This window comes from Gilliamella sp. LMG 34359 (genome assembly GCF_984569085.1).
The window spans coordinates 682350-699050 of record NZ_OZ474906.1; the positions used below are offsets into that span (position 1 = coordinate 682350).

At 40.1% G+C, this 16701-nt stretch carries 12 protein-coding genes, 1 tRNA gene, 3 rRNA genes and 2 pseudogenes; 6 read left to right on the plus strand and 12 right to left on the minus strand.

Features of this window, described 5'->3' with window-relative positions:
• Positions 1 to 29: 29 nt before the first annotated feature.
• Positions 30 to 566: a D-glycero-beta-D-manno-heptose 1,7-bisphosphate 7-phosphatase gene (gmhB, locus tag AC5LXV_RS03240; protein ID WP_034884786.1), complete on the plus strand. Its 537-nt coding sequence runs from the start codon at positions 30 to 32 to the stop codon at positions 564 to 566.
• 517 nt (positions 567 to 1083) lie between these two features.
• Here the strand turns inward: gmhB and AC5LXV_RS03245 are convergent.
• Positions 1084 to 1356, minus strand: coding sequence for a DUF4184 family protein (locus AC5LXV_RS03245; RefSeq protein ID WP_493467365.1), 273 nt, complete (start codon positions 1354 to 1356; stop codon positions 1084 to 1086).
• Positions 1357 to 1838: 482 nt separating this feature from the next.
• Between AC5LXV_RS03245 and AC5LXV_RS03250 the strand changes: the two genes are divergently transcribed.
• From AC5LXV_RS03250 to AC5LXV_RS03270, 5 genes are all read left to right on the plus strand, one after another.
• Positions 1839 to 3376, plus strand: a 16S ribosomal RNA gene (locus tag AC5LXV_RS03250).
• 53 nt (positions 3377 to 3429) lie between these two features.
• Positions 3430 to 3505: transfer RNA gene (locus AC5LXV_RS03255), tRNA-Glu, on the plus strand.
• Positions 3506 to 3716: 211 nt separating this feature from the next.
• Positions 3717 to 6615 (plus strand): 23S ribosomal RNA (locus AC5LXV_RS03260).
• A 134-nt stretch (positions 6616 to 6749) separates the two neighbouring features.
• A 5S ribosomal RNA gene (rrf, locus tag AC5LXV_RS03265) occupies positions 6750 to 6865 on the plus strand.
• The 16S, 23S and 5S rRNA genes sit together here with 1 tRNA gene alongside, the layout of an rRNA operon.
• A gap of 406 nt (positions 6866 to 7271) precedes the next feature.
• A protein-coding gene (locus tag AC5LXV_RS03270) for an IS3 family transposase (protein ID WP_493467366.1) occupies positions 7272 to 8353 on the plus strand; the annotation gives its coding sequence in 2 pieces (ribosomal slippage) (positions 7272 to 7512 and positions 7512 to 8353; 1083 coding nt in all).
• Between the two features lie 438 nt (positions 8354 to 8791).
• On the opposite strand, the pseudogene AC5LXV_RS03275 reads toward AC5LXV_RS03270, so the two are convergent.
• From AC5LXV_RS03275 to fdxH, 11 genes and pseudogenes are all read right to left on the minus strand, one after another.
• Positions 8792 to 8890, minus strand: a pseudogene (locus tag AC5LXV_RS03275) (IS3 family transposase); the annotation flags it as partial.
• Positions 8848 to 9108: pseudogene (gene maoP / locus AC5LXV_RS03280) on the minus strand (DUF413 domain-containing protein); the annotation flags it as partial. The pseudogenes maoP and AC5LXV_RS03275, both read right to left, overlap by 43 nt.
• 11 nt (positions 9109 to 9119) lie before the next feature.
• Entirely contained in the window at positions 9120 to 9401 is a 282-nt protein-coding gene (locus AC5LXV_RS03285; protein WP_493467367.1) for an IS3 family transposase, read from the minus strand.
• Entirely contained in the window at positions 9398 to 9694 is a 297-nt protein-coding gene (locus AC5LXV_RS03290) for a transposase (RefSeq protein WP_303803345.1), read from the minus strand. Before AC5LXV_RS03290 ends, AC5LXV_RS03285 begins: the two co-directional genes overlap by 4 nt.
• A 254-nt stretch (positions 9695 to 9948) precedes the next feature.
• Entirely contained in the window at positions 9949 to 10743 is a 795-nt protein-coding gene (locus AC5LXV_RS03295; RefSeq protein WP_110434601.1) for an ABC transporter ATP-binding protein, read from the minus strand.
• A gap of 2 nt (positions 10744 to 10745) precedes the next feature.
• Complete coding sequence (locus tag AC5LXV_RS03300; protein WP_110424361.1) at positions 10746 to 11690, minus strand: ABC transporter permease; 945 nt, start codon at positions 11688 to 11690, stop codon at positions 10746 to 10748.
• 66 nt (positions 11691 to 11756) lie between these two features.
• Positions 11757 to 12752 carry an ABC transporter substrate-binding protein gene (locus AC5LXV_RS03305; RefSeq protein WP_493467964.1) on the minus strand — a complete coding sequence of 332 codons (996 nt, stop codon included), beginning with the start codon at positions 12750 to 12752 and terminating at the stop codon, positions 11757 to 11759.
• 235 nt (positions 12753 to 12987) lie between these two features.
• Complete coding sequence (locus AC5LXV_RS03310) at positions 12988 to 13950, minus strand: ABC transporter substrate-binding protein (RefSeq protein ID WP_493467368.1); 963 nt, start codon at positions 13948 to 13950, stop codon at positions 12988 to 12990.
• Between the two features lie 90 nt (positions 13951 to 14040).
• The gene (gene fdhE / locus AC5LXV_RS03315; protein ID WP_493467369.1) at positions 14041 to 14937 is read right to left on the minus strand and encodes a formate dehydrogenase accessory protein FdhE; all 897 of its coding nucleotides are present in this window, start codon (positions 14935 to 14937) and stop codon (positions 14041 to 14043) included.
• A gap of 85 nt (positions 14938 to 15022) precedes the next feature.
• The gene (locus AC5LXV_RS03320; RefSeq protein ID WP_493445761.1) at positions 15023 to 15721 is read right to left on the minus strand and encodes a formate dehydrogenase subunit gamma; all 699 of its coding nucleotides are present in this window, start codon (positions 15719 to 15721) and stop codon (positions 15023 to 15025) included.
• The gene (gene fdxH, locus AC5LXV_RS03325; RefSeq protein ID WP_110434598.1) at positions 15714 to 16688 is read right to left on the minus strand and encodes a formate dehydrogenase subunit beta; all 975 of its coding nucleotides are present in this window, start codon (positions 16686 to 16688) and stop codon (positions 15714 to 15716) included. Before fdxH ends, AC5LXV_RS03320 begins: the two co-directional genes overlap by 8 nt.
• Positions 16689 to 16701 lie beyond the last annotated feature (13 nt).

A 16701-nucleotide genomic window follows, 5' to 3' on the forward strand; every position in this document is an offset into this window, starting at 1 on the left:
ATACGCCTATAAAAGGAAGATAATTAAATATGAAACCAGCTATATTTTTAGATCGAGATGGTACCATTAATATAGATTATAATTATGTGCACACGATTGATAAGTTTCACTTTATTGATGGTGTTATTGAAGCGATGCAAGAGCTCAAAAAGATGGGTTTTTTACTTGTTATCACCACTAACCAATCAGGTATTGCCAGAAATATATTTACTGATGAACAATTCAATACGTTAACTGAATGGATGGATTGGTCACTACAAGACCGTGGTGTAGATTTAGATGGTATTTATTATTGTCCACATGATCCGTTAGTTGATGATTGTGAATGTCGTAAACCAAGTCCAGGCATGATCCAAACCGCCGCTAAAGAGTTAAATATTGATATTGCAAATTCCTATATGGTTGGTGACCGAGTTTCTGATTTATTATCCGGTAAACGAGCAGGGGTCAAAAAAACCGTATTAGTTAAAACCGGTGATGTAATAACCGAAGAAGCTTTAGCTCAAGCTGATTGGTTAATTGATAGTTTAGCGGATTTACCGCAAAAGATTAAAGCAGAAGCATAACAAAACAACAGCGTTTATTTTAAACGCTGTTGTTTTTTTGATTATAAGTGGTGTAAACATTAAACCTAAAAATGCTGCACTAATTAAAATGATAACTATGTTGTCTATTTGATTTAAGTAAAAACAATATCCGAAAATGGCAAAAATAGTGGCAGTAATAATTATTACAAAACGCCAGTATTGCACACTGATTTGATATTTTGGGGATAATTATCGGTAACCGTAAAATAAGTATCACTATAATAGTCAGACTAATCAATGTGCTACTATGTTGTTCTACTATGTTGTCGTAGCTGATAGATTGGAATCAGCATTGAGCCTACTGAATATCATTTTTAGAAAACCAGATAAATTAACTAAATAACCCGATATCAGGATAAATCTATCCCAATATATATAAGAAACAATACCGATAAAAGTGGAAGTCAAAACCACTAATCAGTGTCAATAAAAGTATTGACGCCAATTAAAAACAATATAAGTAGCAAATCTTTTATAAAAGAAGTTTGGCAAATTGTTAATTAAGCGATCGCGAATAATGGAGTATAAGAGAAAAGCAATAAAGAGAGTTAATAGCAAATCCAAATAAAAGTATACCAATTATATGATGACTCACATCGCTTTCGACTGCCATTCTAATAAAATATTCAAAAATTGGGGACATGTTAGCAATAATGAAGACCGTTATTAAGAATAAATAGGGTTGTTTATAAAAAGGTAAGATTATATTTGGATGTGCAAAAGTAAAAAGTATTGAGTAAATTTTGCTGAAATTACCGGATTTGATCACTTTATATAGTAGAAAATATTACCAACAGATTAAATGTTCCAAAGCAAAAATTACTACAAAATGTCAATTTTAGGTTGTTTTTAGCTCATTCTGCGTAAAAAAAAGACAAACAGTAAGAAATGTTGCAATAATCACTTGCACGTTTTTTTTAACGCCCTATAATGCGCATCCACTGACACGGCGTCAGCGATAAGCAGACAAAACTAGTGTTAGTGAGCAAGGTCAAAAATTTTAAAAAAAGATCTTGACGAATGAAAAAGTGTAGCGTAGTATACGCAGCCCTTGAGACAGCAAACTAAAACAAGAAATTGTGAAGTTAATTAATAAGCTGTCAGCTCTTTAAAAAGAAGAAACAGACAATCTGTGTGGGCACTTACGAGACGAAAAATTAAAAGTCTACGGACTAAAAAAATTAAGTCTTGATAAGTGACACTGAAGATTCATTTGAATATGTCAGAGACAGTTATTGAGCATCAAACTTTAAATTGAAGAGTTTGATCATGGCTCAGATTGAACGCTGGCGGCAGGCTTAACACATGCAAGTCGAACGGTAACATGAGTGCTTGCACTTGATGACGAGTGGCGGACGGGTGAGTAAAGTATGGGGATCTGCCGAATGGAGGGGGACAACAGTTGGAAACGACTGCTAATACCGCATGATGTTGAGAAACCAAAGCATGGGACCTTCGGGCCATGCGCCATTTGATGAACCCATATGGGATTAGCTAGTTGGTAGGGTAAAGGCTTACCAAGGCGACGATCTCTAGCTGGTCTGAGAGGATGACCAGCCACACTGGAACTGAGACACGGTCCAGACTCCTACGGGAGGCAGCAGTGGGGAATATTGCACAATGGGGGAAACCCTGATGCAGCCATGCCGCGTGTATGAAGAAGGCCTTCGGGTTGTAAAGTACTTTCGGTAATGAGGAAGGTGGTGTATCTAATAGGTGCATCAATTGACGTTAATTACAGAAGAAGCACCGGCTAACTCCGTGCCAGCAGCCGCGGTAATACGGAGGGTGCGAGCGTTAATCGGAATGACTGGGCGTAAAGGGCATGTAGGCGGATAATTAAGTTAGGTGTGAAAGCCCTGGGCTCAACCTAGGAATTGCACTTAAAACTGGTTAACTAGAGTATTGTAGAGGAAGGTAGAATTCCACGTGTAGCGGTGAAATGCGTAGAGATGTGGAGGAATACCGGTGGCGAAGGCGGCCTTCTGGACAGATACTGACGCTGAGATGCGAAAGCGTGGGGAGCAAACAGGATTAGATACCCTGGTAGTCCACGCTGTAAACGATGTCGATTTGGAGTTTGTTGCCCTGAGTGATGGGCTCCGAAGCTAACGCGATAAATCGACCGCCTGGGGAGTACGGCCGCAAGGTTAAAACTCAAATGAATTGACGGGGGCCCGCACAAGCGGTGGAGCATGTGGTTTAATTCGATGCAACGCGAAGAACCTTACCTGGTCTTGACATCCACAGAATCTTGCAGAGATGCGAGAGTGCCTTCGGGAACTGTGAGACAGGTGCTGCATGGCTGTCGTCAGCTCGTGTTGTGAAATGTTGGGTTAAGTCCCGCAACGAGCGCAACCCTTATCCTTTGTTGCCAGCGATTTGGTCGGGAACTCAAAGGAGACTGCCGTTGATAAAGCGGAGGAAGGTGGGGACGACGTCAAGTCATCATGGCCCTTACGACCAGGGCTACACACGTGCTACAATGGCGTATACAAAGGGAGGCGACCTCGCGAGAGCAAGCGGACCTCACAAAGTACGTCTAAGTCCGGATTGGAGTCTGCAACTCGACTCCATGAAGTCGGAATCGCTAGTAATCGTGAATCAGAATGTCACGGTGAATACGTTCCCGGGCCTTGTACACACCGCCCGTCACACCATGGGAGTGGGTTGCACCAGAAGTAGATAGCTTAACCGCAAGGAGGGCGTTTACCACGGTGTGGTCCATGACTGGGGTGAAGTCGTAACAAGGTAACCGTAGGGGAACCTGCGGTTGGATCACCTCCTTACGAAGAGCTCGTAAGTGTTCACACAGATTGTTTGTTTATCGAAAAATAGTTAAGTCCCCTTCGTCTAGAGGCCTAGGACATCGCCCTTTCACGGCGGTAACAGGGGTTCGAATCCCCTAGGGGACGCCATAAAATGTGATGAAGCTATTTTTCAAAAAAAATTATGTTTGTATTTATTTGATATTCGAATGAATAGAAAGATAAAGCTCTTTAACAATTAGGAACAAGCTGAAAGAAACGAGTTCTCGTTTTTATGGCAAATTGATATATGAAAATATATTAGTTTGAGATAAGAAAGAGAAGAAAGCGTAATTAAAACCAAGACAACTGTGAGTTGTAAGGTTAAGAAATTAAGCGTACACGGTGGATGCCTAGGCAATCAGAGGCGATGAAGGACGTGTTAATCTGCGAAAAGCAACGGTAAGTCGATAAAAGGCGCTATAACCGTTGATGTCCGAATGGGGAAACCCAGTGCAGGCGACTGCACTATCATCTGATGAATACATAGTCAGATGAGGCGAACCGGGAGAACTGAAACATCTAAGTACCCCGAGGAAAAGAAATCAACCGAGATTCCCTAAGTAGCGGCGAGCGAAAGGGGAGGAGCCCAAGCGGGTAGCATATTGTGTTAGTGGAAGCGTCTGGAAAGTCGCACGATAGAGGGTGAAAGTCCCGTACACGAAGATACATTATGTGGAAGCTTATAGAGTAGGGCGGGACACGTGATATCCTGTCTGAAGATGGGGGGACCATCCTCCAAGGCTAAATACTCCTGATTGACCGATAGTGAACCAGTACCGTGAGGGAAAGGCGAAAAGAACCCCGGGAGGGGAGTGAAATAGACCCTGAAACCGTGTACGTACAATCAGTGGGAGCTGTTACCATTAGGTAATAGTGACTGCGTACCTTTTGTATAATGGGTCAGCGACTTATATTCTGTAGCAAGGTTAACCGAATAGGGGAGCCGAAGGGAAACCGAGTATTAACTGTGCGTTAAGTTGCAGGGTATAGACCCGAAACCCGGTGATCTAGCCATGGGCAGGTTGAAGGTTGGTTAACACTAACTGGAGGACCGAACCGACTAATGTTGAAAAATTAGCGGATGACCTGTGGCTGGGGGTGAAAGGCCAATCAAACCGGGAGATAGCTGGTTCTCCCCGAAAGCTATTTAGGTAGCGCCTCATGAGTAACTGTTGGGGGTAGAGCACTGTTTCGGCTAGGGGGCCATCCCGGCTTACCAACCCGATGCAAACTCCGAATACTGACAAGTTTAATCATGGGAGACACACGGCGGGTGCTAACGTTCGTCGTGAAGAGGGAAACAACCCAGACCGCCAGCTAAGGTCCCCAAGTCATAGTTAAGTGGGAAACGAAGTGGGAAGGCTTAGACAGCTAGGATGTTGGCTTAGAAGCAGCCATCATTTAAAGAAAGCGTAATAGCTCACTAGTCGAGTCGGCCTGCGCGGAAGATGTAACGGGGCTAAAACTATGCACCGAAGCTGCGGCAGCGCACGAAAGTGTGTTGGGTAGGGGAGCGTTCTGTAAGCCGTTGAAGGTGCATTGTGAGGTGTGCTGGAGGTATCAGAAGTGCGAATGCTGACATAAGTAACGATAAAGCGGGTGAAAAGCCCGCTCGCCGGAAGACCAAGGGTTCCTGTCCAACGTTAATCGGGGCAGGGTGAGTCGACCCCTAAGGAGAGGCCGAAGGGCGTATCTGATGGGAAACGGGTTAATATTCCCGTACTGGCTATAACTGCGATGGGGGGACGAAGAAGGCTAGGTTTACCACCTATTGGATGGTGGGTTAAACGTGTAGGGGTGTGATTAGGCAAATCCGGTCACTAAGACTCTGAGGCGTGACGACGAGGCACTAAGGTGCTGAAGTAATTGATGCCCTGCTTCCAGGAAAATCCTCTAAGCTTCAGGTTATAGTTAATCGTACCCGAAACCGACACAGGTGGTCAGGTAGAGAATACTAAGGCGCTTGAGAGAACTCGGGTGAAGGAACTAGGCAAAATGGTGCCGTAACTTCGGGAGAAGGCACGCTGATGGTAATTGAAGTCCCGTGCGGATGGAGGTGAAATCAGTCGAAGATACCAGCTGGCTGCAACTGTTTAATAAAAACACAGCACTGTGCAAACACGAAAGTGGACGTATACGGTGTGACGCCTGCCCGGTGCTGGAAGGTTAATTGATGGGGTTATGCGCAAGCAGAAGCTCTTGATCGAAGCCCCAGTAAACGGCGGCCGTAACTATAACGGTCCTAAGGTAGCGAAATTCCTTGTCGGGTAAGTTCCGACCTGCACGAATGGCGTAATGATGGCCAGGCTGTCTCCACCCGAGACTCAGTGAAATTGAACTTGCCGTGAAGATGCGGTGTACCCGTGGCAAGACGGAAAGACCCCGTGAACCTTTACTATAGCTTGACAGTGAACATTGAGCCTTAATGTGTAGGATAGGTGGGAGACTAAGAAGTGTGTACGCCAGTATGCATGGAGTCGCCCTTGAAATACCACCCTTTAATGTTTGATGTTCTAACCTATACTTCTGAATCGAGGTAAGGGACACTGTCTGGTGGGTAGTTTGACTGGGGCGGTCTCCTCCCAAAGAGTAACGGAGGAGCACGAAGGTTAGCTAATCCTGGTCGGACATCAGGAGGTTAGTGCAATGGCAAAAGCTAGCTTGACTGCGAGAGTGACGGCTCGAGCAGGTACGAAAGTAGGTCATAGTGATCCGGTGGTTCTGAATGGAAGGGCCATCGCTCAACGGATAAAAGGTACTCCGGGGATAACAGGCTGATACCGCCCAAGAGTTCATATCGACGGCGGTGTTTGGCACCTCGATGTCGGCTCATCACATCCTGGGGCTGAAGTAGGTCCCAAGGGTACGGCTGTTCGCCGTTTAAAGTGGTACGCGAGCTGGGTTTAGAACGTCGTGAGACAGTTCGGTCCCTATCTGCCATGGGCGTAGGAAAATTGAGAGGGTTTGCTTCTAGTACGAGAGGACCGAAGTGAACGCACCGCTGGTGTTCGGGTTGTGATGCCAATTGCATTGCCCGGTAGCTACGTGCGGAATAGATAAGTGCTGAAAGCATCTAAGTACGAAACTAGCCTCGAGATGAGTTTTCCCTGATGAGAATCAGTAAGGTCCGTTTGAGACTAAGACGTAGATAGGTCAGGTGTGTAAGTGTAGTGATACATTGAGCTAACTGATACTAATGAACCGAGAGTCTTAACCTTACAACTCGGAGTTGTTTTGGGTACGCGAAGATAAAGATTGATTATGAGATAATCAAACAGTTTGTTCCGGATTGAGGGATTGTTGTGAATATGAGATAATGCGCAGCAATTGGAAGAAGAGAAGACAGAATATGTCTGGCGGTAATAGCGCGGTGGTCCCACCTGAACCCATGCCGAACTCAGAAGTGAAACGCCGTAGTGCCGATGGTAGTGTGGGTATTACCCATGTGAGAGTAGGGTGCCGCCAGACTTTTAAATACACGAGCCCAGCAGCAATGTTGGGCTTTTTTGCATTCTAAAATTAATAAAAACATATTTATAAACAATCTATTATTCAGATCTATTAATTCGATCTTTTCGCTATATAGAGCACCGAGAATTGCAATCTATTAGTTGTATAGCTTAGTTGTATAGCATTCACATATTTTTGGATTGACGAGCGGAGTGGTAATTCAATATTTGATGAACTATTAATAGCCGACTTTGCGAGAGTGATAAAATAAATAGCGATTACGGTATTTTTATTAGCATATCTTTGTTCAGAAATATAGTTGTAAGAAAGAGCTTATCAGGAATGCTGAGTTGTAACTATCCCCTAAAATAGTACAGCAAAAAAGTAGAAAATTCTCTATGATAAAAGTAAAGGGGATTTAATTATGAAAAAAATGACTGAACATCAAATAGTAGCTATTTTAAAAGAAGCTGAAGCGGGTATTCCTGTCAAAGAGCTCTGTCGTAAATATGGCATGGGTAATTCAACTTTCTATAAATGGCGGGAAAAATATGGCGGAATGGAAACTTCGGATATCAAACGCTTAAAGGAGCTTGAGGCTGAAAACCGTAAGCTTAAGCAGATGTTTGCCGAACTGAGCTTAAAATCCCAGCTTCAGGAAGAAATTATAAAAAAGCTTTAGTGCCCACAAAAGCACGTAAAACGTGGGCACAGCAACTACAACAAAATCATTCTATTACTATTGCTATGAGTTGTGCCATTGTTGGCTTAAGCCGTTGTGCTTACTATTATCAACCTAAGTTACTGGATGATTCGGTGATTGTTTCGGTGTTGAATGCTATCACAGACCGGCATTTACGCTGGGGCTTTCCTAAATGCTTTAATCGTATCAGAAAGCTCGGCTATAAATGGAATCATAAACGAGTATATCGGGTGTATTGTGAATTAAAGCTTAATCTCAGGGTAAAGCGTAAAAAACGCATTCCTCCACGAACCCCAGAAAGGCTATCAGCAGCCAATAAACAAGGTGAATGTTGGTCAATGGATTTTATGAGTGACAGTAGTTGTAATCAACGTCACTTTAGGACATTCAATGTCATCGATGACTTTAATCGTGAGGCGCTAGGCATTGATATTGCTGTAAGCTTACCAGCAGGGAGAGTTACCCGTTACTTAGATAAATTGGCTGAATATCATGGGTATCGATTAAAAATACGAGTCGATAATGGGCCAGAATTTACAGGAAAAACCTTTATAAACTGGGCTAAATCCCATGATATAGCCATTGATTATATCCAGCCCGGTAGTCCTTATCAAAATGGCTATATTGAACGATTTAATCGTACCTATCGTACTGAAGTACTCGATTTATATCTTTTTAACAACTTAGCACAAGCAAGGAGAATAACCGAAGAATGGTTAACGATTTATAATACCGAAAGACCGCATGAGGCATTAAATAACATGACACCGATTGAGTATAAAACACTAAAACAAGCAGCATGATTTTCTACTTGAATCTTGTTCTAGGTTTGGGGTATTTACAGAGTTTTTTGCATTTTGGAATGAAGAATACTATTTTATGTATAAAGTTACATAATTTTTACACAAAACCTTAATCATAACAATCAACGTTATCTTTCTTTTACACAACATCATAGCCTTAAGTATTTCTGGTAGGCCTAATTATTTTAAATATATTATATATTAATGGCATGCAGTTTTTTCTATTGAAAACTAAAATCTGTTTTTTACTAAAACTATATTGGTATTCGAAGAAAATACCTATAACATATTCATTAGTGATGATAAGGAATTTATATGGATTTATTGGAATTACGCAAACAATATAGCAGCGGTAAACGATTTAAATATTTATACTTTTGGGGACATACCCAAAAGCAACCTTCTTCTATCATAACAAAATGGAATGTCTACACTTTTTCATACAACAAAATTAAGGGGTAACTGTTTATTAAATGCCATCGGCGTCAAGTAACCTAATGATGAATGCAGTCGGTTGTTGTTGTACCAATATGCATAAGCAGAAAAACGTTGTCATCAGCGACAATAACATTTGCTTTTACACCTACAGTAAAATTTCGCTGTAATACGTTGGCAATTGCAACTGAATTAACACCTTTAGAACGGTTTTGTTTGTTGATTTTAGAAAGGTATTTTAACCATGTTTTTTCATAATCAGTCGTAGGTTCCTTTTCCCCTTTACAAACTGCAACAAAAGATTTTTCTTCTGGAGTAGCTGGCTTTTTATTTACCGTTTAGCGGTATATTTTGATTTCAATGATAATGTTTTCATGACTTTAGCCACATAACGACGCGATACGATTATACCTTGATTTGACAAGGCTTTTCGTATCCTTCGCGTACCATAAGATTGATCGCTACGATTAAAAATAGATTGAATCTCTTGTGCATACTTTAAAACTTTTTTCTCAAGCCGCGTTTTGCACTGATAATAAAAGTAATGCCTTGATATACCTAAACATCGACACAACCAACTCAATGAATGGCGATGTCGATTTGATTGTATCACTGCGATTTTCGTGCCATTATCAGTGCGGCTTGCTTTAGGATATCGTTTTCCATCAATAATCGTTTATTCTCTTTGCGCAGAGCGAGTAACTCATTATCTTCAGTACTTCGATTATCTTTAGTTTTGAATGAACCCGTTGTGGAGTATTGTGTTATCCATCTATCTAATGCTGATGGCGTTAACTCATACTGTAAAACTAATTCACTGCGGGTTTTACCTTGTTGATAGAGCGTTACCATCTGCTGTTTAAAATCATCTGTATAGGTTCGTCTTTCTCGTCGTTTTATTTTCATGGTATTTTCCTTTTTTTGGGTAGTTTATCTTATCCCTTAAAAAAGTTGTACTAATTAGTGTAGCCTATCCAATATGGATAGATTATTTTGAAATACTTATAACATTATTAAGCCATACGAGGTAAAATTAATTGGGGATTATGTTAATTAATCCCTAGCATCCATTTAAATAAATAGTTATCAGCTTTTCACAATTAATAAATGGGTATAAAAAACTATATTTATTAAATAAATATTGCTTTCTAATTTACATACTAACCTAAAAGTAAGGCATCGTCTGTAACTTTTTCCCCACGCGTTTTTTCAAACATCTCTAAGAGATCGGTAACGGTTAATTTATCTCGCTGTTCTCCGGATACATCAAGTACCACTTGCCCTTGGTGAAGCATCACTGTTCGTGTACCATACTCTAATGCTTGTTTCATTGAATGGGTAACCATCATAGTGGTTAACTTATTTTTTAACACAATTTCATTAGTTAAATCCAAAACGAATTGCGCTGTTTTGGGATCGAGAGCTGCAGTGTGTTCATCGAGCAATAAGATCTTTGATGGTTGTAACGTTGACATTAAAAGGCTTACTGCCTGTCTTTGTCCACCTGATAGTAAGCCCATCATATCTGCTAGCCTATTTTCCAAGCCTAAATTTAGGGTTGCGAGTTTTTCTTTAAATAGAACACGCAGTTTGCGATTTAAAGCGGGTCGTAAAGTAAAATTATTTCCTCGATTGTAAGCAATCGCTAAGTTTTCCTCAATGGTCAGGTTTTCACAGGTTCCTACCATAGGATCTTGGAATACTCGAGCAACCATACCGGCTCTTTTCCATGCTGGCCAACGTGTTACATTTTTATTGTTGATAATCACATGACCCGAATCGGCAATCAGGTCACCACTAATAACATTAAGTAACGAGCTCTTGCCTGCACCGTTACTACCGATTATAGTAACAAACTCACCTTTTTTGATATAGAGATTTAAACCTCGTAATACATGATTTTCAATTGGCGTTCCTCGGTTAAACGTCAATTGTAATTGTCCAACTTTAATCATGCTTACTTCCCTCTTCTTTTTGAGTATTTTTTCAGTTGTTTTGGTAAGACTAAAGCTAAAACCACCAATATTGCGGTAATAAGATTTAGATCTTCTGTACCCACACCGATCTCTTGTAAATATTCATTGCTAAGCGCAAAGGCGATAAATAAACGATATAAGATTGCGCCGAAAATAACAGCCATCATCACCGCCCAGATGCGTTTGGTTGGAAATATACTTTCACCAATAATGATTGACGCCAGACCGATAACGATAGTACCTACACCAATAGTAATGTCGGCTCCACCTTGTGTTTGCACAAATAAAGAACCGCCAAGTGCGATTAAGCCATTTGAGATGGCCATGCCTAAAATAGTGATAGCACCAGTGGGAATTCCTTGGGATTTTGCCATGCGTTGATTAGTACCCGTTGCTCTTAGTGCCAATCCGATTTGCGTATTTAAAAATAGATTTAACAGTAACCAAAATACCACAACAAAAGCTAAAACCATAAGTGGTTGCACTAAGTATTGATTACTATAATCTTCATTAATAAATGGAGAGAAAATCGTTCTGGCATCGAGTAAAGATAGATTCGGCGAACCAGCCATTCTCGGGGTTTCATCCATAAGATAAGGGCCTAAACCTAAAATTCTTAGATTAATTGAATAGAGACCTATCATCACGATAATACTTGACAGTAGTTGTAATATGTTAAGTTTAACATATAGTAGCCCTGTCATTGCACCAGCAATACATCCGGCGAACATACCTAAAAAGGTTGCAATCCATGGGTCAATACCAACATACATACATAAGCCGCATATTGCTCCACCAAGCGGGAAGCTCGCATCAGCAGTGAGATCGGGGAAATCGAGTAACCGAAATGATATAAACACACCTAAGCTAACTAATGCGTAAATAAGTCCTATTCCAACTGAGCCTAATAAAAATTCAAATGACATGAAAAAATCCACTAAAAAGTAACCGCCAAAATTGGCGGTTTAGTTATTAAAAAACGGTTTAATAAATTATTTTTCAATAATTTTTGCCGCTGATTTTAATACCTCTTCAGATAGAGTGATACCTTGACGCTCAGCAGCTTTTTTATTAATTATTAATTGTGTGATATTACCTATTTGTGGTGGAATATCACCTGGTTTTTCACCGTTAAGAATTCGAATAACAATTTTACCAGCTTGATGACCAAGATCATAATAACTCATTCCCAAAGCTGCAATAGCACCTCGTTCAGCTGACTCTGGATTTGATGCAACAAGAGGAATTTTGTTTTCATTGGCAACTTTTGCTAACGCTTCATAAGCTGAAACCACGTTATTATCGGTGGTTGTGTAGATCAAATCAACTTTTCCTTTCAAACTTATTGCAGCGGTTGAGATATCTGATGTGCGTTGAGCTGGAGCAGCAATAATTTTCATGCCACGTTTTTCAAGTGCAATTTGTAATTCTTTAAGGACAATTGTTGAATTTACTTCGCTCGGACTATAAACGTAACCAATATTTTTGGCATCAGGTTTAATTTTTAACATCATATCGATTTGTGGTTCTAATGATAAGGCATCTGACACACCGGTTACATTGGTTTTAGACGCATCCCAACTTGGTGTCAATTTAGCCGCAACCGGATCGGTAACTGCGGTAAACACGATAGGAATTGATTTGGTTGTCGCCACTAAAGCTTGGGTACTTGGTGTGGCAATTCCAACGATAACATCAGGTTTATTGGCAACAAATTGCTTAGCGATTTGTGCTGCATTAGCACTACTACCTTGGGCACTAGCAAATTGCAATTTTAAGTTTTGACCTGAAATATAGCCATTGTCTTTTAATTCATCTTCAACACCTTTGCGAACATTGTCGAGTGCAGGATGCTCTACAATAGAGGTGATTGCGACATATTTTTGCTCAGATTTATCATCTGCTGATGAATAAAATGTTACTGCTGACAAACTAAGTAACATGAAAAGTTTGATGATTGAATTTCGCATTTGGTACTCCTGTAATATTTATTTTACAACCAATCTAAATTTTTATTCACTATAAAGCAAAAACAGATAATTTTCTATATTTAAAAGAAAGTATAAGTGTAAATATTATATTACATTTTATTGAAAACTCTTGTTAATAACGCCGTTTTACCAATGATAAATTAAAAATATTTTTGCTTGCGAAAAATAAGGGCTTGCACATCCTTTACCCATTAAAAAGCGTAAAGGATTGCATTTATTTGAAGATAGGATTTTATGGTTGACCAACAACTTTATAGGCAGACTTAATCACCTCTGGTGATAAAACAATTCCTTGCTTTTTAGCTGCATCGGTATTGACGACGAGACGCAATGCTTGTCCAATTTCTGGTTTAATATTACCTGGCTCTTCACCATTTAAAACTCGCACTACTAGCTTGCCAGATTGACGACCAACATCATAATAGCTCATGCCATAAGCCGCAACAGCTCCACGTTCAATAGCATCAGGAAACGACGCTAAAAGTGGAATTTTATTTTCATTGGCAAATTTAACTAATGATTCATATGCCGAAACGACATTGTTGTCTGTGGTGGTGTAAATAAGATCAACTTTTCCTTTCAAGGTATTGGCTGCGGTTGAGATATCCGCCGTACGTTGGGCTGGTACCGCCACCAATGAAATATTTTGCAGGTTAAGTTCATTTTGTAGATTTTTTAACACGATGGTAGAGTTAATTTCACTGGGACTATAGATATAACCGACAGATTTTACATTAGGCACAACTTTCTTCATAAATTCAATTTGCGGGCCTATTTCTTGATAATCGGAAACGCCAGTCACATTAGTATGCGAGGGCTGCCAATTTTTGATTAATTTTGCGGCTACTGGATCAGTGATTCCTGCAAATACCACCGGGATTTGCTTTGTAGCGGCAACTGTTGCTTGAGCACTTGGGGTGGCAATCGCAACGATGACATCTGGTTTGGCGGCAACAAACTGCCTGGCGATTTGTGCGGCGGTTGCGCTACTACCTTGAGCACTTCGATATTGGACATTTAAATCTTCGTTTAATTTAAAGCCACTGGCGGTTAATTCATCTTTTACCCCATCACGGATTTGGTCTAATGAAGGATGTTCAACAATTGCGGTTATCGCAACATTTTTTATCGAATCAGCCAAACAGAGAAATGGTGCCATTACTAACATCATTATTAAAATTAGAGAGCGTTTCATTATAAAGAACTCATAAACTAGTACAGTGATATCATTCTAGTCTTAATATCTGAAAATGTTAAGTAATATTTTTTTAATTCCATTATTTTGTTACTGGGCAAAGATAAAGGGGTTTACGCCACTTTTAGCATATCCTTCTTCTTCGGTTTTGATATCTAATATTAATGAGGCGATATCATCAGCGATGACTTCGATGTGAGGATCTTTATCTTGATCTAAAATTTTCAAATAACTATGGCAAGCATCACAACATTCGTTTTTAATTGCAGCTAACTCTTTATCTAAAGAGAAATATTGGATATCTTGCATATTATCACAACAAGTACACTTTATTCGTGGCACATACCATTCACTTTCACATAAGCTACAATGGAGATATCTTAATCCGTTGTTACCGCCTAGCTGAATAACACTGGCAACAGGTAAACTATTACATACTGGACATAACCAGCTTTGGTCACTGTTATCGGCGATGGCTTTTCCTTTAATTTGCTTAGCCAGTTGGCAATAGTAAACCGATAAGGCTGACCAAATAAATAGCGATTCATTACCGTCAACCAATGTAAATTTACCATTAAGCAAGTTAAGTGCCTTATCTTGTAGCTGATTAGCATCGTTTAATTTTAATTGCTTAATGACCGATTGAATTTGTTGGGTGGTGTTTGCAAATGCATCTAATAACGCTGATAAATACTCTTGCCAGAGCGTATTTAAAGGTAAATTTGGCAAACTTAATGGTGGAAAATCACGATTAACAGATGGAGTAACATCAATCGATTTTTTGCTTAGCTTAGCTTGTTGCTCAGCTATATTCGCGCAAAAATTTAAATAATCACTTATCGCGCTGTTTTGCGCTAAGGTTTTTAAACGTTCAGCGCGACGAATATAAAGGGTTTGAGGTGAAGGATAAAAGATTAAAGGTATCTGTCTAATCACCGAGGTTTGTTGTTGTTCTAGTTCTTCTTGTGGGATGATTTTAATGCTCATTATTGATAACCAGTTCTGTTATTTTATCCATTATTAATAAATAAGAGGATTCCGCTGATTTAGGATCAGCGGATAGATCTATTTTTTATAAAGCCGTTTTTTGTTCAGTTGGCGACGCTTGCTCAACGGTGATCTCTCTATTTTCCTTGAGTTCTTGCTGATAGACTTTTGCCATTTCTTCTTCATACCAAGAGGAGTGGTTTTTAAACGCCCATGCGCGTGATACATAACCCGTTATCATGCCTTTTATTGAGCCTTTAACCCAAATTGCCATATAAGCATGGCCAATAGCCAGTAAAATAAGGCAAATAGCTGCAAATGAATGGAAAAATATCGCAATACGGACTATTTGGATTGGAAAGTAATCAGACACATAGCGGCGCCACATTATCAAGCCTGTAACAAATAGTACAAAGATTAAACTCATAATGCACCAGAATAAAAATTTCTGACCAACATTATATTTACCAATTGGAATGCCTTCTTCTTTTCCCATAATGACGTTTTTAAAGTTTTTAATCCATAAAAGGTCATTTTTATTTGGAATATTGTGATGGGCGAGTTTGATAAACATAAACATGAGTAAAAAGAAGACCACACAACCAATGATAGGATGTAGGGCTCTTAGCAATTGTGGAGTGCCAAGGAATAATCCAAATAGTTTAATGGATGGAAAAAACAGCGCTAAACCAGATAGTGCAGTTAAAATAAACAGGCAGACCATACACCAGTGACAGAAGCGTACAATAAGTGATGTTCTTAATATCATTCCTTTCTTATTCATGACGAGCCTCCGATTGTGATGAATTAGGGCTATTTTTTCGGCCAAAAATCGGTAGTCCTAAACGTGTTCTTGCTTGTTTATCCGCTTCTTTCTCGTGTTCAATATCCTCTTCGTCGACTTCAACTGCACCTACTCCCATATAGTGGAACAGTAATCCACCAAAAGTGGCAACAAAAGTAGCCGCCGACAATGGTTTCCAAGCGCCTTTCCAGAACTTAACGATTTCACTAATTTGAGGATCTTTGGGTAAGCCATGGTAAAGTTCTGGTTGATCGGCATGATGTAATACATACATAACATGAGTACCACCAACACCTTCGGGGTTATAAAGACCTGCATGCTCAAATCCACGTTTTTTCAGATCAACGATTCGATGCTCCGCATGGCGAATCATATCTTGTTTGGTGCCAAAATGAATTGCACCAGTTGGGCAGGTTTTTACACAAGCAGGTTCTTGGCCAACTGCGACACGATCAACACATAATGTGCATTTATACGAATGATTATCTTCTTTGCTGACACGCGGAATATTAAATGGACAACCAGCAACACAATAACCGCACCCTATGCAGTGTTCCGATTGAAAATCAACAATACCATTTGCATATTGGATGATTGCACCTTCTGATGGACACGCTTTTAAACAACCGGGATCGGCGCAGTGCATACAACCGTCTTTACGTATAAGCCATTCAAATTTGCCATTGATCTCCACTTCTGAATAGCGCATAACGGTCCACGCTTTTGGTTGTAAGTCGGCTGGATTATCATAAACGCCGACAGTATTGCCTACTTCTGCTCGTAGGTCATTCCATTCGCTACAAGCGACTTGGCAAGCTTTACAACCGATACAGGTAGTTACATCAATTAACTTGGCAACTTCCTGCTGATAATCTCGTACACGAGGTGCAGGGGTTAAAGCGTTAGTTGCTGAGCGGCGAATAATATCTTGAGTTTGTAATGACATAATTTATCTCCCT